We start from the raw sequence: 23,470 nt of genomic DNA on the forward strand, positions 1-23,470 counted from the left end.
AAAGCGGGAAACGGGCATTCGGCCGTGTTTCGGCGGACTGCGGGCAGAGCTTTGGCCTTACGTTCGAGTGTTGTTCGACTTCATGCCACCGAAACGGCACCGGACGAGTCGGCTTCCGCGCCGGACGCCTCGAGCGCCTCGCGAATGCCCGCCGCGACGGCCGGATGGACGGGCAGTGCGAGATGGCCGATGCCGCTCACGCGGACGTTCCGCACGATCAGATCCGGATGATCCAGCCGTGCGGTCTCCAGCGGCACCATGATCTGGTCCAGATCGCTCCAGAAGCTGACGAACCGGGTCCGGCAGCCGGGCGCGGGCAGCCGGAGTTCCTCGATCACGGCGGAGCCCGGGCGCATCTGGCGCACGATGGGGTGCGCGCTGGCGAGCGGGGCGACGCTGGTGCCGGCGTGGGGCGTGCCGAGTGTGACGAGCGTCCGGACGCGGTGGTCACCTCCCAGCCGCTGGACGTAGTAGCGCGCGATCAGCCCGCCGAGGCTGTGGCCGACGATGTCGACCCGCTGCCGGCCGGTGCGCGCGCAGATCTCCTCGACATGGCGGCCCAGCAGTTCGGCGGCGGTTCGGATGTCGCAGGTCAGCGGTGAGTAGTTGAGCGACTCCACATGGCGCCCGCTCTGGCGGACCAGGGACCTGCGCAGCAGGACGAACACGGACCGGTTGTCCACGAAGCCGTGGAGCAGGACGGCGGGCGGATGCGACGACCGCGTCGGAAGGGCCTGGGGCTCGGGGGAGCCGAGGGAGCCGAGGGAGCCGGCGAAGCCCGAGGTCTCCTGGGGATTGGGGGGCTCCGGGTACTCCGGGGGCGGTGATCCGCAGGCGGGTCCGGCAGGGCGGCGTTCCGGGATCAGGCCGGACGGGTAAACGATCATATGGGCGGTGAGGATGGCCAGTTCCAGGGCCGTGGCGCGCAGCAGGGCGATCGACATCCTCATCCGCAAGAGCGGCAGGAACCCCATGGCCCGACCTCCCGACTGGCGCACGGGGTCGCGGCTCCGTCCCCCGTGTGCCCTCATGGGGCTGCCCGCGGCGACGACCGCCGGGCCGCGCGACAGGCGGCACGGCGATCACGGCGACCGCTCAGCGGCTCCCTCGCGGCGTCCCGACCGTGGCGCGAGGCCTCCGGCGGATACGGCGCGTAGCGAATATGTCCCATGTGTGATTTCCCCCTCGCTGTCCACCGCGAAACGGAGGCTTGCGGGATGCTGTAGATCTGTAGATAACGTTCGTTCACCTCCCGGGCCCGCGTCGGCACGGGGCGCGGCACGGGATCCGTGCCAGGGGGCGCACAGCGCGCGTCGGTCGGCGCGCCTGGGCGCCAATGAGGGCACAGTGCCAATGGCGGCACAGTCGGTATGTGGAGGCAGTGATGGGTGTGACCGGTCCGATCCGCGTGGTGGTGGCCAAGCCGGGTCTCGACGGCCACGATCGCGGCGCGAAGGTGATCGCACGAGCCCTGCGGGACGCCGGCATGGAGGTCATCTACACCGGGCTCCACCAGACCCCCGAGCAGATCGTGGACACCGCGATCCAGGAGGACGCCGACGCGATCGGCCTCTCGATCCTCTCCGGCGCCCACAACACGCTCTTCGCGAAGGTGATCGAGCTTCTGAAGGAGCGCGACGCGGAGGACATCAAGGTCTTCGGCGGCGGGATCATCCCCGAGGCGGACATTCCTCCGCTGAAGGAGAAGGGTGTCGCGGAGATCTTCACCCCGGGAGCGACGACGGCGTCGATCGTCGACTGGGTCAACGCGAACGTCCGCCAGGCGGCGTAGCGCCGCGGGGCCGCGACGCGGGCGACACCGGGGTCACAGCGACGGCCCGGTGGTCGCACGGGGCGGTGACAAAGGGCTCGCGGTGTGCTTTGGCGTGGCACGGACGGGCCGCGACGGTGCGCTGACACAGGGCTCGCGGTGCCCTTTGGCGTGGGTCCTCGAGGGGCGGGGCGACCGTGGGGCACGGGCTGCCATGGGGCGGTGACACAGGGCTCGCGGTGTGCTTTGCCGTGGCCCGCGTGACCTGGAGGCCTTCACGGACGGCGACACGGCGGTCCCGGCGGCGCCAGGCGGTCGCTCTGAGCTCTGGTGCGGGTCCTCGCGGGGCGGGTCGTCCGTGGGGCGCGGGCTGCGACGGAGCGATACACAGAGCTTGCGGTGCGCTCTGGTGCGGGTCCTCGCGGGACAGGCCGTCCGTGGGGCGCGGGCCGCGACGGGGCGGTGACGCAGGTGACCCGGCGATGGCGACACAGGGTCGCGCTGTGCTCTGGTGCGGGTCCTCGAGGGGCGGGTCGCACGGACGGCCTCGTACGGAAGCGCGGCGCATGAACGCTTGGTGACGTCCCGCCTCCCCATGACGTCCCGCCGCTCCATGACGTCCTGCCTCCTCGTGACGTCCCGCGCGGTGCCGCCCCGGTACCGACGTGCGTACCGAACCGCGTCGTGCGGAGACGCGGTGACCGGCGCCGCCGTCGCGGGTCACGATCCGTGTGGCTGCGCCGAGAGCTCGGCGTGCATCTCAGCGCGCAGTCTGAGTGTCGAGACCAGCCGCTGGAAGGCTTCGGACCAGTAGCTTCCCGCCCCCGGCGACGCCCCTTCGGGTTCGTCGGGGGTTGCGGTGAGGAGCTCGAGGCGGCTCGCCTCGGCGGGATCGAGACAGCGCTCCGCCAGGCCCATGACGCCACTGAAGCTCCACGGGTAGCTCCCCGCGTCCCGTGCGATGTCGAGCGCGTCGACGACGGCCCGGCCGAGCGGGCCCGCCCACGGCACCGCGCAGACGCCGAGCAACTGGAACGCCTCGGACAGGCCGTGTGCGGAGATGAACCCGGCGACCCACTCCGCTCGTTCCTCCGCCCGGAGCGTCGCGAGCAGGCTCGCCCTCTCGGCGAGCGAGGACGTCCCCGGGCCCGTCGCCGGAGGCTGGGAGGGTGCTCCCAGCAGGGCACGGGCCCACTCCGCGTCGTGCTGCCGCACCGCCGCCCTGCACCAGGCGGCGTGCAGTTCGTCGCGCCAGTCGTCGGCGACCGGCAGGGAGACGATCTCCTCCGGCGTCCGGCCGCCCAGCCGCCCCGGCCAGGTGGCCAGCGGCGTCGCCTCCACCAGCTGGCCGAGCCACCAGGACCGTTCGCCGCGCCCCGAGGGGGCGGTCGGGACGACGCCGTCACGCTCCATCCCGGCGTCGCACTCGTGCGGAGCCTCCACGGCGATCGTCGCGACGGCCGCCGTACGGTCCAGGCCGACGCACACGGCCGCGCGCGCAGCCATCCGTCCCGCGAGCGCGGAACCCGGCAGCGCCGAGAGCAACTCGGCCGCCGTCGCCCGGACGTTGCGGCTGCGGTCGGACAGGGCCTGGTCCAGGAAGGGCTCGTCCGCGTCGGACAGTCCCGTGCGCAGCGAATCCAGGAACATCAGCCGGTCCTCCGCGCGCTCGGTCGGCCAGGTCCCCGCCAGCAGGGCCGTCGCCGCTGCCGGGTCGTGCGCGCGCACCGACGCGAGCAGGGCCACCCGCTCCGCGAACAGGCCCTCCTCCCACAGCCGGCGGACGGCTTCCCCGTCCTCGGGCGCCGGCAGGGCCGTGCCGGCCGTCGTGCCGCGCAGGGCGAACTTCCACTCGGCGTTGAGACCGGCGAGCCAGACCCCGCGCGGCCCGGCGAAGCGCAGCGCCGGCGGCCGCAGATCGGTGCGGGCGCGGGCGGCGTCGAGCAGCGACGGCAGCAGGGACGCCGGAGCGCGGTAGCCGCGCTCGTTGGCGGCGGCGAGCCACTGCGGAAGGAGCTCCGTCAGGTCCGGCGCGGTGCCCCGCCGCCCTCCGGAGCCCGCGGGCGCGGCCCGGTCGGCCAGGAGCACGGCCAGCCGCCGCCGGGCCGGCTCGGGCAGTTCCCTCCGGTCGTCCGGCGGTGCGGGCTCCGGCCGGGGCCGGGCCGCCGCGGGGAGCAGTCCCGCCCGCCGTCGCACCGTGTGCACCGCGGCGGCGTCGAGCAGCGCGACGGGCGTCTCGAGGCCCGGTACCAGGACGTCGGCCGGCGGGGTGCGCCGGTCGGTGCCGAGCAGCGCGGACGTGACGAGCTCGTCCCAGGCGCTCGTGCGGGTGGTGCTGGACATCGGGTCCTCCGGAGTGCGTTCAGGTGAGGGTGACCGTCTCGGGGCTGTCGTCGGACCAGGCCGCCAGCGGGGCGAAACCGCGGTGGCCGCACTCGCCGAAGACCGTGACCGGGCGGCCGCCGGAGAGCGCGACGAGCCGCCACAGCCCGGGCCGGGACGGCGCGGCGGGATCCACCGGCAGCGCCTGCGGCCCATCGGCGTCGGCCAGCTGCCAGCCGTCGTCCGAGGGGACCGGTACGACGGCCTGCAGAGTGACGGGCCACGCGTCCAGCCAGGGGTCGTCGCGCAGCGCCCCGCCGTACCGGGCGAGCGCGTCCTCCGCGGAACCGCCCGGCGGTGGCGCCTTGATGGGCACCGGAGCGCCGAACTGCTCGCGCAGCTCCGCCCGCAGCTGTCCCGCGCCGCCGTACGGCACGATCTCGGCGTCGATCATCAGCCCCGGGGGGAGGGCGAGCTGAGGCGCCCGCCCCACCGCGCCGAAGGAGAGCAGCAGGGCGGTGCGGCCCGTGTCCCGGCCGTGCAGCCAGATCCGGCGGGTGGTCAGTTTGCCGTCCGCGGAGTCGTACTGCGCGAGGACCAGCCAGTCGTCCCGGACAGCCGGGCCCTCGGCGGGGGCGGTCAGGCCGACCCTGGTGCGCACGGTGGCGGCGAGGGGCTCCGGCAGCCGGTCGATCTCCAGCCAGGCGCGGTCGAGGAGGTGCACCAGCGCGGACTCCTCCAGCAGCCGCACCGGCCAGCCCCGGCCGGAGCCCGGTATCGCACCCAACTCCCGCACCCGCGCCGCCAGTCCGGGAGCCTGGGCGTCGACCATGCGCGCGGCCGTCTCCTCCCACAGCCCGTACCCGGACCGATCCGCGGCGGCCAGCCCGCCGCGCAGCAGGTCCGCGAGCCGCTGCTCCAGCTCCGTCGCACCGGCGGTGATCCGGGCCGCCCTGCGCTCCGCCCGGCGCCGGGCCGCCTCCGGGTCGGCGGTCCTCGCGGACGGCCCGCCGTCCGCCGCCCGGTCCTCCTGCCGCCGGTCGCGCGCGTGCCGCCCCGCCAGCCACTCCTCGGCCCAGCCGGGCGCCTCGGCGGCCGGTACCGACGCCTCGTCCCCGGCCCAGAGCAGCAGCAGCCCCAGTGCGTGCTTGCACGGGAACTTCCGGCTCGGGCAACTGCACTTGTACGCCGGACCGGACGTGTCGACGACCGTCCGGTACGGCGTGCTGCCGCTGCCCCTGCACAGACCCCAGACGACCCCCGCGCCGCTGCCGCCCGTCCCCGACCACGGGCCGGCCGTGCCGAGTCGGCTTCCCGCCTTGCGTGACGGCATGTCAGGAGCCAGGGCCAGCACCTGTTCGGCCGTCCAGCGCACCCCCTGCTGATTCATGGTGAAGACGCTACGGGCGGGCACTGACAATCGGCCCCGACCTGCGACGACGGGGCGTTGTCAGTGGCGTGGTGCACGGTGGGGACCACATCCGGCCGACCGATCTGGAGGGGGACCCATGACCGTGCCCGAAACCGGGGCCGACACCGGCGCCGAGGTCCTGCGCCCGCATGCCGAGGACGCGTTCGCCGACGAGCTCCGGGCACTGGCCGCGGCCGACGACCGGCCGCGGCCGGCCCGATGGCGGCTCTCTCCGTGGGCGGTGGCCACCTATCTGCTCGGCGGCACGCTGGCCGACGGCACGGTGATCACCCCGAAGTACGTGGGCCCGCGCCGGATCGTCGAGGTCGCCGTCACGACGCTCGCCACCGACCGGGCGCTGCTGCTCCTCGGTGTGCCCGGCACGGCCAAGACGTGGGTGTCCGAGCACCTGGCCGCGGCGGTCAGCGGGGACTCCACCCTGCTGGTGCAGGGCACGGCCGGCACGCCCGAGGAGGCGATCCGGTACGGGTGGAACTACGCGCGGCTGCTCGCCCACGGCCCCAGCCGCGACGCTCTGGTGCCCGGTCCGGTGATGCGGGCGATGGCCGACGGCATGACCGCGCGGGTCGAGGAGCTCACCCGCATCCCGGCGGACGTGCAGGACACGCTCATCACGATCCTGTCGGAGAAGACCCTCCCGATCCCGGAGCTGGGGCAAGAGGTACAGGCCGTCCGCGGCTTCAACCTCATCGCCACCGCCAACGACCGCGACCGCGGCGTCAACGATCTCTCCAGCGCGCTGCGCCGCCGGTTCAACACCGTGGTCCTGCCGCTGCCCGCGACGGCCGACGCGGAGGTCGACATCGTGTCCCGGCGGGTGGACCAGACAGGACGTTCGCTGGATCTTCCCGCGGCGCCCGAGGGCATCGACGAGATACGCCGGGTCGTCACGGTCTTCCGTGAACTGCGCGACGGCGTCACGACGGACGGCCGCACCAGGCTCAAGTCCCCGTCGGGGACGCTCTCCACGGCCGAGGCCATCTCCGTCGTCACCAACGGTCTGGCGCTGGCGGCGCACTTCGGCGACGGAGTGCTGCGGCCAGGGGACGTGGCGGCGGGCATCCTCGGGGCCGTCGTCCGCGACCCGGCCGCGGACCGGGTGGTCTGGCAGGAGTACCTGGAGACGGTGGTCCGCGAGCGGGACGGCTGGAAGGACTTCTACCGGGCCTGCCGGGAGGTGAGCGCATGACGACGCCGACGGCGGCGCCGTCCCCGGCGGCCGCGGGTGCCGACCTCCGGGAGAGGGGGTGGCCCTGTGACGGGCCGATGCTGCTCGGGGTGCGGCACCACGGTCCGGGGTCCGCGAGGGCGGTGCTGGCCGCCCTGGACGCGGCGGAGCCGAGGGCCGTGCTGATCGAAGGGCCCCCGGAGGGAGACGCGTTGCTGCCGCTCGCCGCCGACGAGGGGATGGTGCCGCCCGTGGCACTGCTCGCCCACGCCGTGGACGACCCGGGGCGGGCCGCCTTCTGGCCGTTCGCGGAGTTCTCCCCCGAGTGGGTGGCGATCCGCTGGGCGCTGGGACACGACGTGCCCGTGCGGTTCGTCGACCTGCCCGCCGCGCACTCCCTGGCGGCCGACCCCTCCTGGGGCGACGAGGAGGACGTCGTGGACGGTGAGGATCCGGCGCTCCGCGTGGACCCGATCGGCGCGCTCGCCGAGGCGGCCGGGTACGACGACCCGGAGCGCTGGTGGGAGGACGTCGTCGAGCACCGCGGCGGCCCGGACCCGGCGGGCCGGGCGAGACCGGCGGACGCCGCTCTCGCGCCGTTCGCCGCGGTCGGCGAGGCGATGGCCGCCCTCCGCGAGCGGTACGGCCACGGGGGGCATCCCCGCGACCTCGTCCGGGAGGCCCACATGCGGATCCGGCTGCGGGCGGCACGCCGCGAGTTCCGGGACGAGGTGGCCGTCGTCTGCGGTGCCTGGCACGTGCCCGCGCTGACGGCCCGGTCGACCGCCACCGCCGACCGTGCCCTGCTGAAGGGCCTGCCGAAGGTCAGGACCGAGACGACCTGGGTGCCCTGGACCCACCGCCGGCTCGCCCGCCTGGCGGCACCTCCCGGGCGGGGCTCCGGGGGAGGATACGGCGCTGGCGTCGAATCGCCCGGCTGGTACGCCCATCTGTTCCGCGCCCCGGACCGTCCCGTGGAGCGCTGGATGACCAAGGTGGCCGGGCTGCTCAGGGAAGAGGACCGGATGGTGTCCTCCGCCCATGTCATCGAGGCGGTCCGGCTCGCCGGGACGCTCGCGGCCGTGCGCGACCGCCCGCTGGCCGGGCTGAGCGAGACGACCGACGCGATCCGGGCCGTGATGTGCGACGGCTCGGACGTGCCCCTCGCGCTGATCCGGGACAGGCTGACGGTGGGGGACGTCCTCGGTGAGGTCCCGGAGACGGCCCCCGCCGTCCCGCTGCAGCGCGATCTGGCCCGCCTCCAGCGGAGCCTGCGGCTCAAAGCGGAACCGGTCGAGCGGGAGCTGGAGCTGGATCTCCGCAAGGACAACGACGCCGCGCGCAGCCGGCTGCTGCACCGGTTGCGGCTCCTCGGCGTCGGCTGGGGCAGCCCGGAGGCGGGCCGCCGCTCGACCGGAACCTTCCGTGAGACCTGGCGGTTGCGCTGGGAGCCCGAGCTGTACGTCAGGGTCGCCGAAGCGGGTGCGTGGGGGACCACGGTGCTCTCCGCGGCCACGGCCAGGGCCGAGTCGGAGGCGGTCTCGGCGACGGCGCTGGCCGATGTCACGTCCCTGGCCGAGCATTGTCTGCTCGCCGAACTCCCCGACGCACTCCCGGTGGTGATGAGGGCGCTCGCCGACCGGGCGGCGCTGGACGCGGACGTGGGCCATCTCGCCGACGCCCTGCCGGCGCTCGCGCGCTCCCTGCGGTACGGGGACGTGCGGGCGACGGACGCCGCCGCACTCGGCGAGGTGGCCGCCGGACTGGCCGAACGCGTCTGTGTCGGGCTTCCGCCCGCGTGCGCCGGACTCGACGACGACGCTGCGGCCGGGATGCGCGGCCGACTCGACGCGGTCCACTCCGCGATCGGACTGCTCCCACAGGCGGCGGAGTTGGCCGGCCGCTGGGCGGACGTGCTGCGCAGGATCGTGCTCCGGGACGCCGTACCAGGGCTGATACGGGGGCGCGCGACCCGGCTGCTGCTGGACGACGACCGGCTCGCCGAGGGGGAGGCCGCCCGGCTGATGGGCCTCGCCCTGTCGCCCGGCACCCCGCCCGCCGAGGCCGCCGCCTGGATCGAGGGCTTCGTCGGCGGCACGTCGGGCGGCGGGATGCTCCTCGTTCACGACGAGCGTCTCCTCGGCCTCGTCGACGCCTGGCTGACGTCGGTCCCGGGGGACGCCTTCACGGACGTCCTCCCCCTGCTGCGGCGCACGTTCTCGGCGTACGAGCCCGGTGTGCGCCGCACGCTCGGCGAGCTGGCGCGGCGGGGGCCCGCGGCCGGCGGGCCGGTGCGCGCGGAGACCGGGGTGCCCGGGTACGGGGCCGGGCTCGACGAGCAGCGGGCCGACGCGGTGCTGTCCGTACTGCGGCTGATTCTGGAGGGGGAGCGGGTATGAGCGCGACGGACGCGACGGCGGGCCCCGCGGTGGCGGGGCCGGCGCCCGACGAGAGGCTGCGGCGCTGGCGGCTGGTGCTGGGCGGGGGACCGGCTGACGGCACGGGCCGCGCCCTGACGGGGACCGACGCGGCCATGGACGGCGCGCTGACCTCGCTCTACGGAAGCAACGACGGCAAGGGGACACGCACCGGCGGGCGTTCGGCCGGACTGGAAGGCTCCGCACCCTCGGTCGCGCGCTGGCTCGGTGACATCCGCACCTACTTCCCCGGTTCCGTCGTCCAGGTCATGCAGCGCGACGCCATCGACCGGCTCGGCCTGTCCGCGCTGCTGCTGGAGCCGGAGATGCTGGAAGCCGTGGAGGCGGACGTCCATCTCGTCGGCACGCTGCTGTCGCTCAGCAAGGCGATGCCGGAGACGACGCGGGAGACCGCCCGCGCGGTCGTCCGGAAGGTCGTCGAGGACCTGGAGAAGCGGCTGGCGACACGCACCCGCGCCACCCTCGCCGGCGCGCTCGACCGCAGCGCGCGCGTCAGCCGGCCCCGGCACCGGGACATCGACTGGGACCGCACGATCCGGGCGAACCTCGCGAACTACCTGCCCGAGTACGGCACGGTGGTGCCCGAGCGGCTCGTCGGCCACGGCCGAGCCTCCCGGTCCGTGAAGAAGGACGTCGTCCTGTGCATCGACCAGTCCGGCTCGATGGCGGCGTCCGTCGTCCACGCCTCGGTGTTCGGCGCCGTGCTCGCCTCCATGCGGTCGGTCGCGACCCGGCTCGTCGTCTTCGACACGGCGGTCGTCGATCTGACGGACCAGTTGGACGATCCCGTGGACGTCCTGTTCGGCACCCGGCTCGGCGGCGGCACCGACATCAACCGTGCGCTCGCGTACTGCCAGTCGCAGATCACCCGTCCCGCCGACACCGTCGTCGTGCTCATCAGCGACCTCTACGAGGGAGGCATACGCGACGAGATGCTGAAGCGGGTCGCGTCGATGAAGGCGTCGGGGGTGCAGTTCGTCGCCCTGCTCGCCCTCTCCGACGAGGGGGCGCCGGCCTACGACCGCGAGCACGCGGCGGCTCTCGCGGCCCTGGGCGCACCGGCGTTCGCGTGCACGCCGGACCTGTTCCCCGAGGTCATGGCGGCCGCGATCGAGAAACGGCCGCTTCCGGTGCCGGCCGGCACATGAGATCAGACACCGGGTCACCAGGCATACCGGACAAGGCGACTCATCGGTAACAAGGGACTTGCGTAACCCGGGGAGGCTCGTGCGAGCATCGTCACCGTTGCCCCCGGAGGGCCACGTTCCGCGACTGGGAGGGTCGCCCCATTTCGACTGTCACCGCTGCCCAGACCCTTGCCGCCGAGCGCCCTGCGCGCCGCGCGGCCGGGCGGCATGCGGTGCGCGCCGTCAAGGCGTTGCTGTTCGTCGGCGGGCTCGTGGTGCTGGGGTTCGTCCTCGGCGGCCAGGCGCATGCCGAGGAGCGGCCCGGGGTGTCCACGGCGACCTCGAAGGCCGGTTCCACCGGTCCGGTCCGCCAACTCCGCGACGACACCGCTCCCGTTGCCGGGGCAGTGGTGAACCGGGCGGTGCGCCCGGTCACGGAGCGCGTGGCGCGCGACGTGGTGCGCCCGGTCGCCGAGCCCGTGGTGGACCAGGCGGTCCGCCCCGTGTCGGAGACCGTCGAGGACACGGTCACGGAGGCGACGGAGCCCGTCGGCGACGTGGTCGGCCGGGTGGTCGAAGACGCGGCCGCGCGACCCTGGCCCGGGCCCGGGTGGCCGGGTGAGGAGCCCCGGCCCCTGGCCGGACTGGGACTGCCCGATGGGGGTGCGCAGCACGGACCCGGGACCGGTGTCCCCGCCGGCCCGCGGCCCGCCGCTTCCCTCGTGGAGCAGCCCGCGGCCGAGCCGTCCGCCGGCGCTGCGGAGCGCTCCGCCCCCGGCGGCGTCCAGCAGTTCCGTTCCGGGAACCCTGCGCCTGGCGACGCCGCCCACGGCGATCGTCCGTTGCTGCTGGACTCCGGCCTCGGCGACGGGCCGTTCCCGCGCCACCCGGGCCGTTCCCCGGCAGCGCCGCACGGCGCCGCCGTGCTGCAGACCGCCGGCGACAGCCACACACCGCGCCCCGGCGACCAGCCCGCAGCCTGGTTCAGGGGCGCGTCGGCATCCGCACTCCTGCCCGGCTCCGGGCAGCCCGAGGCCGCTTCCGGCCCACGCGAACGCGGTCGCGAGATTCCCGAGTTCCCCGGATAGGGCAGGCCGTTCCCCCTGCCCGAGACCTGCCGCGCGGGGGCGGAGCAGGTCTGCCCTATCCCTCGGAACTCGAAGGAATCTCCCGATCATGAACAAGAACATCCGCCGCTCCATAGCCGTCGCCGCCGGTGCCGCGGGCATGTGGGCCGTCGGCACCGCCGCCGCGGGCGCCGAGGAACTCCCCTCGCTGTCCCTCTCCACCGCCGACCAGGCCGCCGACTCCGTCGAGGACACGGTCGGCGAGGCCACCGAGGCGCCGGCCGTCGGCGCCGTCACCGGCGAGGCGAAGGCCGCGGCCGCCACCACGGCAGGCACCGCGGGCACCGCCGCCGGTCACGCGGAGGGCGCGGTGCGCGAGGCCGCCCAGGCCCCGGCCGCCTCCACCGCGGACCAGGCCCGTCAGTACGCCGAGAGCGAGGTGGCCGACGCCGGCGCCGAGATCGACTACCTCTTCGGCCCGCTGTCCTCCTTCGCCCCCGAACTGGTGGACCGGGCGCCGGCCGCCGCCCAGGGCCACGCCCAGGACGCCGTGGCGCACGCCGCCCCGATCGCCGACGAGGCGGCGCAGGACGTGCTGCCCCCCATCGCCGGCCGTGCGGTCGACGGCGTGCTCCCCGTCGCCGGTCAGGCGGTCGGCGACGCAGGGGGTCTGGCCACGGGTGTCGTCGGCGACGTGACGCCGTTCGCCGGTGGTGTGGTCTCCGGGGTCCAGCCCCTCGCGGCCGGCCTCGCCGGCGAGGTCCAGCCCTTCGCGGGCGGCGTCGTCGGCTCCGTCCAGCCGTTCGTCGAGACCGTCGTGGACCACGTCAGCCCCGTCACCCAGGGGATCGGCGGCAGCGCGGGCAACCTCGCCCACGGGGTCGTCGGCGACGTGACGCCGTTCGCCGGCGGAGTGGTCTCCGAGGTCCAGCCGTTCGGGCAGGACGTGTACGGCACCGTCGCCGCCTCGCCGGTCGCCGGCAACGCCGTCACCGGAGCGCAGGCCGCTGCGGACGCGATCACCCCGGGGTACGTCGACTCCCTCGGCGGCTACGCGACCCAGGGCTTCTGAGCCGGCGCAGCGCGCCCGGTGACCGGCGGGTCACGCACGACGACGGGCGGTCCCCATTGGGGTGGGGGCCGCCCGTTCCCCTGTCCGGACGAGGCCAAGGCCGCGGCCGGCCGGGCGCCCGCGCAGGTCCCCTCCGGTCGTGTCCGCGGGGCCGTCGCCCTGCCGGATGCACCCGGTGCCGGACCGTGCTCGGCGCGTGGCCGTCCCGTAACCCGGGGTTCCGCAGTGCACGCGATCTGTGACCGGTATCACCGCTCGGTTGTGATCTGCGATTTAGGGACCCACGGCCCACGGGGATAACCTGCGAGACGGACATGCCGCGTGCCGGACACCGTGTACGCCTCCCTAGTGACTGCGCAGTCACGTTGCCCTTCGCGGCACGCCCACGCAGACAACGAACCGCGAATCACTACTGCGACGATTAGAAGCAAAGGGACGGACGCGCGTGGACCTGTTCGAGTACCAGGCGAGGGACCTCTTCGCCAAGCACGGTGTACCGGTGCTGGCCGGTGAAGTCATCGACACGCCTGAGGCGGCGCGCGAGGCGACCGAGCGACTGGGCGGCCGTTCGGTCGTCAAGGCGCAGGTGAAGGTCGGCGGCCGCGGCAAGGCCGGCGGCGTCAAGCTGGCCGCCACGCCGGACGAGGCCGTCGCCCGTGCGACGGACATCCTCGGCATGGACATCAAGGGCCACACGGTCCACAAGGTGATGATCGCCGAGACGGCTCCCGAGATCGCCGAGGAGTACTACGTCTCCTACCTCCTCGACCGCACCAACCGCACCTTCCTGGCCATGGCCTCGGTCGCGGGCGGCATGGACATCGAGGAGGTCGCCGCGACGACCCCCGAGAAGCTCGCCAAGATCCCGGTGGACGCGAACGACGGCGTCACCGCGGAGAAGGCCCGCGAGATCGTCGAGGCCGCCCAGTTCCCGGCCGAGGTCGCCGAGCAGGTCGCCGAGATCCTCGTGACCCTGTGGAAGACCTTCGTCGCGGAGGACGCCCTCCTCGTCGAGGTGAACCCGCTCGCGAAGGTCGCCGACGGCCGTGTCATCGCCCTGGACGGCAAGGTGTCGCTCGACGCCAACGCCGAGTTCCGCCAGCCGGAGCACGAGGCGCTCGAGGACAAGGCGTCGGCCAACCCGCTCGAGGCCGCCGCCAAGGCCAAGGGCCTCAACTACGTCAAGCTCGACGGCGAGGTCGGCATCATCGGCAACGGCGCGGGTCTGGTCATGTCGACCCTCGACGTCGTCGCGTACGCCGGTGAGAAGCACAACGGCGTCAAGCCCGCCAACTTCCTCGACATCGGTGGCGGTGCCTCCGCCGAGGTCATGGCGAACGGCCTGGAGATCATCCTCGGCGACCCGGACGTCAAGTCCGTCTTCGTCAACGTCTTCGGCGGCATCACCGCGTGCGACGCGGTCGCCAACGGCATCGTGCAGGCCCTGGAGCTCCTCGAGTCCAAGGGCGAGGCCGTGACGAAGCCGCTGGTCGTGCGCCTCGACGGCAACAACGCGGAGCTGGGTCGCCAGATCCTCGCGGACCGCAACCACCCGCTCGTCGAGCGTGTGGACACCATGGACGGTGCGGCCGACAAGGCCGCCGAGCTGGCTGCGAAGTAAGGGACGAGGGACACCACACCATGGCTATCTTCCTCACCAAGGAATCCAAGGTCATCGTCCAGGGCATGACCGGCTCCGAGGGCCAGAAGCACACCAGGCGCATGCTGGCCTCCGGCACGAACGTCGTCGGTGGCGTGAACCCGCGCAAGGCGGGCACGACCGTCGACTTCGACGGGACCGAGGTCCCGGTCTTCGGCTCCGTCGCCGACGCCATCAAGGAGACCGGCGCCGACGTCACGGTCATCTTCGTCCCGGAGAAGTTCACCAAGGACGCGGTCATCGAGGCGATCGACGCCGAGATCGGCCTCGCCGTCGTGATCACCGAGGGCGTCGCGGTCCACGACACCGCTCAGTTCTGGGCGTACGCCGGTGCCAAGGGCAACAAGACCCGCATCATCGGCCCCAACTGCCCGGGTCTGATCACCCCCGGCCAGTCGAACGCCGGCATCATCCCGGCCGACATCACCAAGCCCGGCCGCATCGGTCTCGTGTCCAAGTCCGGCACGCTGACCTACCAGATGATGTACGAGCTCCGTGACATCGGCTTCAGCTCCTGCGTCGGCATCGGCGGTGACCCGATCATCGGCACCACCCACATCGACGCCCTGGCCGCCTTCGAGGCCGACCCGGACACCGACCTGATCGTGATGATCGGCGAGATCGGCGGCGACGCCGAGGAGCGCGCGGCCGACTTCATCAAGGCCAACGTGACCAAGCCGGTCGTCGGTTACGTCGCGGGCTTCACCGCCCCCGAGGGCAAGACCATGGGCCACGCCGGCGCCATCGTCTCCGGCTCCTCCGGCACCGCACAGGCCAAGAAGGAGGCCCTGGAGGCCGCGGGCGTGAAGGTCGGCAAGACCCCGACCGAGACCGCCAAGCTGGCGCGGGAGATCCTGCTCGGCTGATTCCCCCGTGCGCGGCCGCGACGGCCGCTCCCTGGGAGGACATGCCGCTGGGCCCGCACCCCGGACTTCCGGGGTGCGGGTCCAGCGGCGTTCCGCGGCGCGGGCGCCCGGGACGGTGGCGGTCAGCGGGCCAGCGGGACGAGGCGCGCCGGACCGGCGCCGGGATGCGAACGGAGCTGGACCCGCAGCCGGTAGTCCTCCTTCGACCAGGGCTCGGGACCGCTCCGCGGCGGCACGCCGCCCACCCGCTCGCCGGGTGCCTGCGGCGGCTCGTAGTGGTCCTCGGTGACGGCCATGGTCACGGCTGCTGCGCCGAGGATCAGGACGGTGAGCCCGATCGCGGCGCGCGTCCAGAGCTCGGCCCGGCGCTCGCTGCCGCCGCGCACCGAGCGGGCCGAGGCGAGCCTCGGCGCCGACAGGTTGGCCACCAGATCGCTCAGCTCGTGCTGGAGTGCGTCGGGCTCGGCCAGTTCGGGGATCTGCTCGGCGACGGCCGCCCGGGCGTGCAACAGCCGGTGTGCGGCGGCCGGCGTGCTCGCCTCGGTCTCGGCAGCGGTATCGGGAAGGTCGAGGCCCAGGCCGTCGTACAGGAGCAGCGTGCGGCGGTACGACGGCGGCAGCCCGAGCAGTGCCTCGCGGAGCGTGCGCCCGCCGGGGTACGCGGCGGCGGCCGGACGGGCCGACGCGACGGGGTCGGCGCGGCGGTGGGCGCGGCGCAGACGGTGCCAGGGCGACATGGCGTACTCGTACGCGGCCGCCCGTACCCAGCCCGACGGATCCCGGTCCACGGCGACCTCGGGCCAGCGCTGCCAGGCCAGGTGGAAGGCGCGCTCGACGGCCTCCCGGGACAGCGACTGCCGCCCGGTGAGCAGCAGGGTCTGACGGACGAGATCGGGGGCCGTACGGGCGTACAGCTCGTCGAAGGCCTGCTCCGCGGTCAGCGCGGCCCCGTCCGCGTCCGGGACGGGTGGCCGCCCGGAGGGTTCCGCGGGGCGGGCGGCGCCGATGGTCTCCTCCCCCAGGGAGGCTTCCTGCCGGGTGGTCCCCGAGGCTTCGGGGTGCTCGGCGGAGGTCCGGACGGGGGCCGTCTTGGGATACGGGCGCGGGGGGTCGGGCGGCGGAGGTGGCGCGGAGGCACCGGGCCGGGCCGCGGCCGCCTTCCGGTACCCGGCGGCGGGGCTCGCGGCCGGGTACCCGGAGGCACCACCGGTGGTGGAGCGCGTGGGGGCGGGGCTCCCGGTCTTCGCGGCGGTGGGGCTCGCGACGGAGCTGCCGGTCGTGGGTGTTGCGACGGTGGTGGGGGGCGCGGCGGAGCTGCCGGTCGTGGAGCGCGTGGGAGCGCGGCTCCCGGCGGCGGGACTTTCGGTGGGGGTGTCACGGCCTTCCCTGGTGGGAGCGGCATCCCCGGAACTCTCCGTCCCCCCGGTGCGCCCGCCGTCAGCACGGCGCCGGTCCGGAGCGGGCGAAGGGCTTCCGGGCCGCTCCTCGCCGGTGGCGGCCGCCGCAGGTCCGGCCTCCTCGCCGGCCTCGGGCAGGGACTCCCGGGCCGAGAGCTCGGCCTCGTACGCGGCGAGCAGCTTCGCGTACGCCTCACGCTTGCGCCCGCGGGGGTCGCTGCGGCCGGTCTCCCAGGCCCTGACCGTCGCCCTGGTGACGCCCAGGGCCTCCGCCAACTGCTCCTCGGACAGCGCCTTGGCCTCACGCAGCCTGCGGCGTTCCTTGGGCGAGGGCAACGGAGGCGCGGCCGCTTCGGTGCTGTCCGCGGCGCTCTTCGTCATGAAGACCTCCCCGGGAGGGCGTACTGGGCCGAAAAGTACATAAGCGTATTTTTAGCGACACAGCGAGCAATCTCTCGTTACGCGGATAAAGCGCGTGTCGTTGGCAGCATGGCCGCGTGACCCAGACGACCGATCGTGGCCCCGCGGGCGTGGCCGTGCAGGGCGGCCGGTCCGCGGCCGCGCTGACGATGTCCCTGATGCGCGGGGCGATCGCGGCGGGCCTCGGGCTCGGCGCACTCGCCGCGCTCGTGACGGTGATGTGGATCAGCTCCCCGTACCCGGACAGCGGACCCGACGGAGCACTCCACGCCGCTGCCGGCATGTGGCTGCTCGCCCACGGCACGGAGCTGATCAGATCCGAGACGCTCTCCGAGGTGCCCGCCCCGGTGGGTCTGGTCCCGCTGCTGCTCACGGCACTGCCGGTGTTCCTGGTGTACCGGGCCGCGCGCGACGCCGTCGAGACGGCGGAAGGGCTGCGACAGCCGTCGGCGAGCACGGCGGTCATCGGAGTGAGCTGCGGATATCTGCTCGTGGCGGTCGGCGCGGTGCTCTACTCCAGGGGCGGCGAACTCGCCGCCGAACCCCTCAGCGCGCTGCTGCACGTACCCGTGCTGGTGGCGATCGCGGCAGCGGCGGGCGTGTGGACGGCCTGCGGACGCCCGCACGGGCCGCTGCCCGGTTGGGTCCCGGAGGCCGCGCGGATCGCCCTGGCCCGCTCATGGGTGATCGTGGGGTTCCGTGCCGCTGGACTCGCGATCGCGGTGCTGGTCGGAGGTGGAGCGCTGATCGTCGGTGCCTCACTGGTGGCGCACGCGGGCGCGGCACAGGAGGTGTTCGTCCAGCTCGCGCACGACTGGCAGGGCAGATTCGCGCTGCTGCTGCTCGTGCTGGCGCTGATGCCGAACGCCGCGGTCTGGGCGGCCGCCTACGGGCTGGGGCCGGGGTTCGTGCTCGGCGCGGGCGCGACGGCCACGCCGCTGGGCCTCGCGGGAACCCCGGCGCTGCCGCCCTTCCCGCTGCTCGCCGCGGTGCCGCTCGACAGGGCGGGCATGCCGCTGGGTCTGGCCGCGGCGGTCGTCCCCGTCGCGGCCGGGCTCGTGGTGGCCTGGTGCGCGGCGCCACGGGCGGGGTCGCCGGAGGCGGAGGCGCGGGGCGGGAAGGACCGGGGCACGGAGAGCGGCCCGGGAAACGGCACGATCGCCGCGCCGGCACCCGTGAGCCGAGGCGGGACCGCGCTCACCGCGCTGCTCGCGGCCGCCGTGTGCGGGGCGCTCATGGCCGTCCTCTCGGCGGCGGCCGGCGGGGCGCTCGGCACGGGCGTCCTGGCCTCCTTCGGCCCGGTCTGGTGGCTCACGGGCCCGGCCGCGTTCCTCTGGGCCGCCGCGGTGGGGGTGCCCGTGGCCCTGGCGCTCCATGCCTGGCGCTTCCGCGACGCCGACCGCCGACTGCGCGTTCCGCGCTGGGAGGCCATCAAGCAGGCGTCGGGCGGCCTGATGGCGGCGATCCCGTTCCCGTCACCGGCCTCGCCGACGTCACCGGCCGATGCCGGCCCGCCGGCTTCCCCGTCCTCGTCGGCCTCCCCGGCTTCCCCGGCTTCCCCGGCTTCCCCGGCTTCCCCGGCTTCCCCGTCCTCGTCGGCTTCCGTGGACCGCGACGGTCAGTGGGCACCCGAGGCACCTGCCGGAGCCGGGCCCGGAGCCGATGTCCTCCCCGGCGCGACGGGCCCGACCGGCGCGAGGCATCCCACTGCCCCGATGGCCCCGATGGCCCCGATGGCCGCGACCGGTCCGGCAGGGCCGGGGCCGGATGTGCCGCCGGTACCGGGCAGGGATCCGGTTCCCCGGCTCGCGATGCCTGTCGGAGGCCCCGGGATCAACGGGGGTGTCCGGGGCGAACTCCCGCCCGTCCGCGCGCTGCCCGGCTCCGCACCCACCGACCCCGGTTCCGCACGGAGGCCAAGGCCCGCCGCCGCGGATCCCGCCCCCGGCTCCGCGTCCCGGTCACTGTCCGCCTGTACAGGTCCCGTGCCGGGCTCCGTGCCGGGCGCGTCCGTGCCAGCCGGCCCCGGCCCCGGCCTCGCGCCCCCCGGCCCCGGCGCCTCGCCGAAGTCACCGTCCGCCGGTACCGGTACGGGCCCCGGCCCCGGTCCCGCGCCGGGCGCCCCCGCCCCCACGCCCAGCCCCCGAGGAGCCGGGCCCGCCGGAGCCGGACCTGTCCCCCGTGACGGCGGCCCGGCAGCCGGTCGTTCGCGTGCGGGTGGCCCGGTGGGCCCGGTCGGGGGCAGTGGGCTCGGCAGCTGGCCGGGCCTGTCCGGCGGGCAGGCGCAGGGCTCCGAGCACTCACCAGCCGCCGGGGACCCGCGCCCCGGGCCGAAGCCCGCGCACGGTGACTGCGCCACCCCGTGACCGGACGCACAGAACGACGGCCGCCCGCACGTTTCCGTACGGGCGGCCGTGTCACGCTCTCCGGCCGATCCGCGTCCGAGGCGACCGGCGGCGGCGACCGATCCCGGCGGTGGGTGTGCGCGGTGCCGAACGCGACCGGCGGCGACCGATTCCCGGCCGGTGCGGGTGCGCGGTGCCGAACGCGGCCGGTGCGGGTGCGCGGTGCCGAACGCGACCGGCGGCGGTGACCGATCCCGGCGGTGCGTGTGCGCCGCACCGGGTGGCCGTCGCTCGCCGCGGTCCGGCTACTCCTTGACGCCGATGACCCCGCGCAGCGGTTCCGGCAGCAGGGTGTTGCAGGAGATCTGGCCGGTCTTCGTCAGCGAGTCGGACACGCACGTGTAGAAGTCCCGGTACACCAGCTGCATCGTGAACGTCATCGCCACGATGGTGAGGGCGATCCCGGCCATCACGAGTCCGCTCACCGCCGCCGTCACCTGCGGACGGCCCGAGGGCTGTCCCGGCGCCTGGGGGGAGGGGGCCGCCGCGGACGTCGCGTCGCCCGGCGTCGTCCGGCGGGACTTGGCGCGAAGCGAGCTGCCGCCCCAGTAGATCGCGAGGGCCCCGAGGAGGAGGGCGATCTCGGGGAAGTCGAACAGGGCGAAGAAGAACGCCCACATACCGCCGAGGAGTGCGTACCGGGCCCGGCGCTGGACCGGATCCGTCGGGTCCCAGCGCAGACCGGTTCCCTGGCCGGGGCCGCCCTCCGGGCCGCCCTGGCCGCCGCCGCTTCCGCCTTCCTTGCCCGGTCGGCCGCCGAAGCCGCCCGAGGAACGGCCCGGCTGGCGGTTGCTCCACTGGCTGCCCCAGGGTGTCCGCCCGTCCTCCCCCTCACCGTCCTCACCGGAACCACGCCGGTCCCGGCCCGAGGAGTCGTCATCCGACCCGTGCCGAGGCTGCCACGGCTGGTCCGGCGAGCCCGCCGGCGGAGGCGCGAACGGATTGCTCTCGTCCTTGGGCGGCTCCGTGGGCTCCGTGGACTGGCGTTCCCGCAGCAGCAGGGAGCCCCGCTCGGCGGAGAGCGGGAGGCGGAGTGCCGTGCGGCGGCATCGGTCCGGCATGGTGGTGAACGTCTTCCCCTCGTGTACCTCTGTACGCGGGTACTCCGTCTGGGACGGGCCCTGCCCCCAGACGCTACCTCCCGGCCCAGCCCCCGTCCCGCGGGGGCCGCTCGGTGTGCCGGTATCGTTGCTGACGGTCGACGGCTTCGTAGAGTTCCCCTATCGCCGGGCTCGTTTCGTTCGTACGACCATACAAATACGAACCGCAACGCGAAAAGAGTCCCTTGTGGCTGCCGCCCGCCTCGTCGTCCTGGTCTCCGGATCCGGCACCAACTTCCAGGCGCTGCTCGACGCCATCGGCGACGATCCCGAGGGCTTCGGCGCCCGGATCGTCGCCGTGGGCGCGGACCGGGACGGCATCGCCGGTCTCGAGCGGGCCCGGGCCGCCGGCATTCCCACCTTCGTGTGCAAGGTCCGGGACCACGCCACCCGCGAGGAGTGGGACCGCGCCCTGACCGCGGCCACGGCCGCGTACGAGCCCGATCTCGTCGTCTCGGCCGGCTTCATGAAGATCGTCGGCAAGGACTTCCTCGCCCGCTTCGGCGGCCGGTTCGTGAACACGCACCCCGCGCTGCTGCCCAGCTTTCCCGGTGCCCACGGAGTGCGTGACGCGCTCGCCTACGGGGTGAAGGTCACCGGTTGCACCGTCCACTTCGTCGACGACGGCGTCGACACGGGCCCGATCATCGCCCAGGGCGTGGTCGAGGTCCGCAACGAGGACGACGAAGCCGCTCTGCACGAGCGCATCAAGGAAGTCGAGCGCCAGCTGCTCGTCGAGGTCGTGGGGCGTCTGGCCCGTAACGGCTACCGCATTGAGGGACGAAAGGTTCATGTCGGTGAATAAGCCCATCCGTCGCGCGTTGATCAGTGTCTACGACAAGACGGGGCTGGAAGTGCTCGCCCGAGGGCTCCACGAGGCCGGCGTCGAGCTCGTCTCCACGGGTTCCACCGCGGGGAGGATCGCCGCGGCCGGTGTCCCGGTGACCAAGGTCGAGGAGCTGACCGGCTTCCCCGAGTGCCTGGACGGCCGCGTCAAGACGCTGCACCCGCGGGTGCACGCCGGAATCCTCGCCGACCTCCGCCTCGACGCGCACCGCGAGCAGCTCGCCGAGCTCGGGGTGGAGCCGTTCGACCTCGTGGTCGTGAACCTGTACCCCTTCCGGGAGACCGTGGCCTCGGGCGCGAGCCCCGACGAGTGCGTCGAGCAGATCGACATCGGCGGCCCGTCGATGGTCCGCGCCGCCGCCAAGAACCACCCCTCGGTGGCGGTCGTCACCAGCCCGGCGCGCTACGCCGACGTGCTCACCGCGGCCTCCTCCGGCGGCTTCGACCTCGCCGCCCGCAAGCGCCTGGCCGCCGAGGCGTTCCAGCACACCGCCGCGTACGACGTGGCGGTCGCATCCTGGTTCGCCTCCTCGTACGCCCCGGCCGACGCCGCCTCCGACAGCGGCTCCGCCGCAGGCGCGTTCCCCGACTTCCTCGGCGCCACGTACCACCGCTCGAACGTCCTGCGCTACGGCGAGAACCCGCACCAGGGCGCCGCGCTGTACGTCACGGAGGAGGGCGGCGGGCTCGCCCAGGCCGAGCAGTTGCACGGCAAGGAGATGTCGTTCAACAACTACACGGACACGGAGGCGGCCCGCCGTGCCGCGTACGACCACGCCGAGCCGTGCGTGGCCATCATCAAGCACGCGAACCCGTGCGGCATCGCGATCGGCGCCGACGTCGCCGAGGCGCACCGCAAGGCCCACGCCTGCGACCCGCTGTCGGCGTTCGGCGGCGTGATCGCGGTCAACCGCCCGGTGTCGGTGGCGATGGCCGAGCAGGTTGCCGAGATCTTCACCGAGGTCATCGTGGCCCCGGACTACGAGGACGGCGCCGTCGAGGTGCTGGCGCGCAAGAAGAACATCCGTGTGCTGCGCTGCCCCGACGCCCCGTCAGCGCCGGTGGAGGTCAAGCCGATCGACGGGGGCGCGCTGCTCCAGGTCACCGACCGCCTCCAGGCCGGGGGCGACGACCCGGCCGCGTGGACCCTCGCCACCGGTGAGGCGCTGTCCGCGGAGGAGCTGGCCGAACTCGCCTTCGCCTGGCGGGCCTGCCGTGCCGTCAAGTCCAACGCGATCCTCCTCGCCAAGGACGGCGCGAGCGTGGGTGTCGGCATGGGCCAGGTCAACCGGGTCGACTCCGCCAAGCTCGCCGTCGAGCGCGCGGGCGAGGAGCGGGCGGCCGGGGCCTATGCCGCCTCCGACGCGTTCTTCCCGTTCCCCGACGGGTTGGAGATCCTGACCGCTGCCGGCGTCAAGGCCGTGGTCCAGCCGGGCGGTTCGGTCCGTGACGAGCAGGTCGTCGAGGCGGCGCGCAAGGCCGGCGTGACGATGTACTTCACCGGCACGCGTCACTTCTTCCACTGACGCGCACCGGCGCCCGACAGGCCGAAGGCCGTAACGCCCGCTCGTCGGCGGGGGTTACGGCCTTCGTGCCTGCCTGGCGCGCCGGGGACGGACCGGCTCGGCCGTCCGGGGCGGAAGGGTCAGTAGCGCGGGCGGTTGAACCACGCGGAGGCGCTGCTGTTGACCATCGCGGCGAGGATGATGCCGCCGATGGCCAGCCCGATGACGCCGCCGACCGCCGAGCTCGCCTCGCCGGCCGCGAAGTTGGTGAGGCTGCCCAGGATGAACAGGGAGGCGTAGACGATCGTCGTCACCCGCACGCCGTTGCCGCCCTTGGCGAACTTGACACCCAGGACGATCGCCCAGGCGGCGAAGGCCAGGAGGATGAGGACGACGGCGAATCCGAGACCGGCGAGCGGACCGGTCTGCTCACCCGCGCCCACGGAGTCGGCCACGTCCTGGGCCGCGGCGATCGCGAAGGCGGCGATGATGCCGAGGATGATCTGCAGGCCGCCGACGATGAAGAGCAGGACGCGGGCGGTCTGCATCAGGCCGGGCATCGACATGGGGGTGCCGGGATAGCCGCCACCGTACGGCTGGACGGGCGGGGCCTGGGGGTAGCCGTAGCCGGGCTGGGGCGGCTGCTGCTGGCCCTGCGGGTAGCCGTAGCCCGGCTGGCCCTGCTGCTGGCCGTACGGGTTGTTCGGGTCGCCGAAGCTCATGGCGGGATTCCTCCGTCGGGTTCTGCGGGGACGACGCGGCCCTGACGGAGGAACGTCATATGTGACTTAGCGGTCTGCCCCCCGACACTGCCCGCGACACTGCGCGGCTCATCGTCGTATTACCGCCGACTTCTTGTCCAGTCGATATGCCA

Annotated in this window: 17 protein-coding genes; 11 read left to right on the top strand and 6 right to left on the bottom strand. The window is 74.3% G+C overall.

The genetic code is table 11. The annotated features are described in order from the left end of the window. Positions 1-80 precede the first annotated feature (80 nt). Positions 81-974, bottom strand: coding sequence for an esterase/lipase family protein (locus QRN89_RS21180; protein ID WP_290350951.1), 894 nt, complete (start codon positions 972-974; stop codon positions 81-83). 410 nt (positions 975-1,384) lie between these two features. Here QRN89_RS21180 and icmB point away from each other — a divergent pair, with 410 nt between their 5' ends. Next, the gene (gene icmB, locus QRN89_RS21185; RefSeq protein ID WP_290353801.1) at positions 1,385-1,792 is read left to right on the top strand and encodes a coenzyme B12-dependent isobutyryl CoA mutase small subunit; all 408 of its coding nucleotides are present in this window, start codon (positions 1,385-1,387) and stop codon (positions 1,790-1,792) included. A 699-nt stretch (positions 1,793-2,491) separates the two neighbouring features. Here the strand turns inward: icmB and QRN89_RS21190 are convergent. Together QRN89_RS21190 and QRN89_RS21195 are read right to left on the bottom strand one after the other, a co-directional pair. After that, on the bottom strand, positions 2,492-4,114 hold the full coding sequence (locus tag QRN89_RS21190; protein ID WP_290350952.1) for a DUF5691 domain-containing protein: 1,623 nt from the start codon (positions 4,112-4,114) through the stop codon (positions 2,492-2,494). A 19-nt stretch (positions 4,115-4,133) separates the two neighbouring features. Next, a complete protein-coding gene (locus QRN89_RS21195; RefSeq protein WP_494478357.1) occupies positions 4,134-5,483 on the bottom strand; it encodes an SWIM zinc finger family protein in 1,350 nt (449 codons plus the stop codon). 118 nt (positions 5,484-5,601) lie between these two features. Here QRN89_RS21195 and QRN89_RS21200 point away from each other — a divergent pair, with 118 nt between their 5' ends. From QRN89_RS21200 to sucD, 7 genes are all read left to right on the top strand, one after another. After that, positions 5,602-6,714, top strand: a complete 1,113-nt coding sequence (locus QRN89_RS21200; RefSeq protein WP_290350953.1) for an ATP-binding protein — start codon at positions 5,602-5,604, stop codon at positions 6,712-6,714. Continuing rightward, positions 6,711-9,092, top strand: a complete 2,382-nt coding sequence (locus QRN89_RS21205; RefSeq protein ID WP_290350954.1) for a DUF5682 family protein — start codon at positions 6,711-6,713, stop codon at positions 9,090-9,092. The genes QRN89_RS21200 and QRN89_RS21205 overlap by 4 nt, the downstream gene beginning before the upstream one ends. Beyond that, positions 9,089-10,279 carry a VWA domain-containing protein gene (locus QRN89_RS21210; protein WP_290350955.1) on the top strand — a complete coding sequence of 397 codons (1,191 nt, stop codon included), beginning with the start codon at positions 9,089-9,091 and terminating at the stop codon, positions 10,277-10,279. Before QRN89_RS21205 ends, QRN89_RS21210 begins: the two co-directional genes overlap by 4 nt. A 212-nt stretch (positions 10,280-10,491) precedes the next feature. Beyond that, on the top strand, positions 10,492-11,346 hold the full coding sequence (locus tag QRN89_RS21215) for a hypothetical protein (RefSeq protein WP_290350956.1): 855 nt from the start codon (positions 10,492-10,494) through the stop codon (positions 11,344-11,346). A gap of 88 nt (positions 11,347-11,434) precedes the next feature. Continuing rightward, complete coding sequence (locus tag QRN89_RS21220; RefSeq protein ID WP_290350957.1) at positions 11,435-12,397, top strand: hypothetical protein; 963 nt, start codon at positions 11,435-11,437, stop codon at positions 12,395-12,397. Between the two features lie 445 nt (positions 12,398-12,842). Then, a complete protein-coding gene (gene sucC, locus QRN89_RS21225; protein WP_290350958.1) occupies positions 12,843-14,018 on the top strand; it encodes an ADP-forming succinate--CoA ligase subunit beta in 1,176 nt (391 codons plus the stop codon). Positions 14,019-14,038: 20 nt separating this feature from the next. Beyond that, the gene (gene sucD, locus QRN89_RS21230) at positions 14,039-14,923 is read left to right on the top strand and encodes a succinate--CoA ligase subunit alpha (protein WP_290350959.1); all 885 of its coding nucleotides are present in this window, start codon (positions 14,039-14,041) and stop codon (positions 14,921-14,923) included. Between the two features lie 122 nt (positions 14,924-15,045). Here the strand turns inward: sucD and QRN89_RS21235 are convergent, their stop codons facing one another. After that, complete coding sequence (locus tag QRN89_RS21235) at positions 15,046-16,701, bottom strand: helix-turn-helix domain-containing protein (protein ID WP_290350960.1); 1,656 nt, start codon at positions 16,699-16,701, stop codon at positions 15,046-15,048. Between the two features lie 116 nt (positions 16,702-16,817). Here QRN89_RS21235 and QRN89_RS21240 point away from each other — a divergent pair, with 116 nt between their 5' ends. Next, a complete protein-coding gene (locus QRN89_RS21240; RefSeq protein ID WP_290350961.1) occupies positions 16,818-19,106 on the top strand; it encodes a cell division protein PerM in 2,289 nt (762 codons plus the stop codon). A gap of 284 nt (positions 19,107-19,390) precedes the next feature. On the opposite strand, the gene QRN89_RS21245 is transcribed toward QRN89_RS21240, so the two are convergent. After that, positions 19,391-20,206 (bottom strand): hypothetical protein, encoded by an 816-nt coding sequence (locus QRN89_RS21245; protein ID WP_290350962.1) that lies wholly within the window; start codon positions 20,204-20,206, stop codon positions 19,391-19,393. 226 nt (positions 20,207-20,432) lie between these two features. Between QRN89_RS21245 and purN the strand changes: the two genes are divergently transcribed. Both purN and purH read left to right on the top strand, forming a co-directional pair. Beyond that, positions 20,433-21,050 (top strand): phosphoribosylglycinamide formyltransferase, encoded by a 618-nt coding sequence (purN, locus tag QRN89_RS21250; RefSeq protein ID WP_290350963.1) that lies wholly within the window; start codon positions 20,433-20,435, stop codon positions 21,048-21,050. Continuing rightward, positions 21,037-22,617: a bifunctional phosphoribosylaminoimidazolecarboxamide formyltransferase/IMP cyclohydrolase gene (purH, locus tag QRN89_RS21255; RefSeq protein ID WP_290350964.1), complete on the top strand. Its 1,581-nt coding sequence runs from the start codon at positions 21,037-21,039 to the stop codon at positions 22,615-22,617. Before purN ends, purH begins: the two co-directional genes overlap by 14 nt. 119 nt (positions 22,618-22,736) lie before the next feature. Here the strand turns inward: purH and QRN89_RS21260 are convergent, their stop codons facing one another. Beyond that, positions 22,737-23,318, bottom strand: a complete 582-nt coding sequence (locus tag QRN89_RS21260) for a hypothetical protein (protein WP_290350965.1) — start codon at positions 23,316-23,318, stop codon at positions 22,737-22,739. Between the last annotated feature and the right edge of the window lie 152 nt (positions 23,319-23,470).

It is taken from the genome of Streptomyces sp. HUAS CB01, assembly GCF_030406905.1.
Lineage (GTDB): Bacteria > Actinomycetota > Actinomycetes > Streptomycetales > Streptomycetaceae > Streptomyces > Streptomyces chengbuensis.

Excerpts from the sequence above, each read along its gene's own strand:
- purH (WP_290350964.1), top strand. The coding sequence starts at position 21,037 with ATGTCGGTGAATAAGCCCATCCGTCGCGCGTTGATCAGTGTCTACGAC.
- QRN89_RS21200 (WP_290350953.1), top strand. The coding sequence starts at position 5,602 with ATGACCGTGCCCGAAACCGGGGCCGACACCGGCGCCGAGGTCCTGCGC.
- QRN89_RS21210 (WP_290350955.1), top strand. The coding sequence starts at position 9,089 with ATGAGCGCGACGGACGCGACGGCGGGCCCCGCGGTGGCGGGGCCGGCG.
- QRN89_RS21260 (WP_290350965.1), bottom strand. The coding sequence starts at position 23,318 with ATGAGCTTCGGCGACCCGAACAACCCGTACGGCCAGCAGCAGGGCCAG.
- QRN89_RS21245 (WP_290350962.1), bottom strand. The coding sequence starts at position 20,206 with ATGCCGGACCGATGCCGCCGCACGGCACTCCGCCTCCCGCTCTCCGCC.
- QRN89_RS21205 (WP_290350954.1), top strand. The coding sequence starts at position 6,711 with ATGACGACGCCGACGGCGGCGCCGTCCCCGGCGGCCGCGGGTGCCGAC.
- QRN89_RS21180 (WP_290350951.1), bottom strand. The coding sequence starts at position 974 with ATGGGGTTCCTGCCGCTCTTGCGGATGAGGATGTCGATCGCCCTGCTG.
- QRN89_RS21235 (WP_290350960.1), bottom strand. The coding sequence starts at position 16,701 with ATGACGAAGAGCGCCGCGGACAGCACCGAAGCGGCCGCGCCTCCGTTG.
- QRN89_RS21195 (WP_494478357.1), bottom strand. The coding sequence starts at position 5,483 with ATGAATCAGCAGGGGGTGCGCTGGACGGCCGAACAGGTGCTGGCCCTG.
- icmB (WP_290353801.1), top strand. The coding sequence starts at position 1,385 with ATGGGTGTGACCGGTCCGATCCGCGTGGTGGTGGCCAAGCCGGGTCTC.
- sucD (WP_290350959.1), top strand. The coding sequence starts at position 14,039 with ATGGCTATCTTCCTCACCAAGGAATCCAAGGTCATCGTCCAGGGCATG.
- QRN89_RS21220 (WP_290350957.1), top strand. The coding sequence starts at position 11,435 with ATGAACAAGAACATCCGCCGCTCCATAGCCGTCGCCGCCGGTGCCGCG.
- QRN89_RS21190 (WP_290350952.1), bottom strand. The coding sequence starts at position 4,114 with ATGTCCAGCACCACCCGCACGAGCGCCTGGGACGAGCTCGTCACGTCC.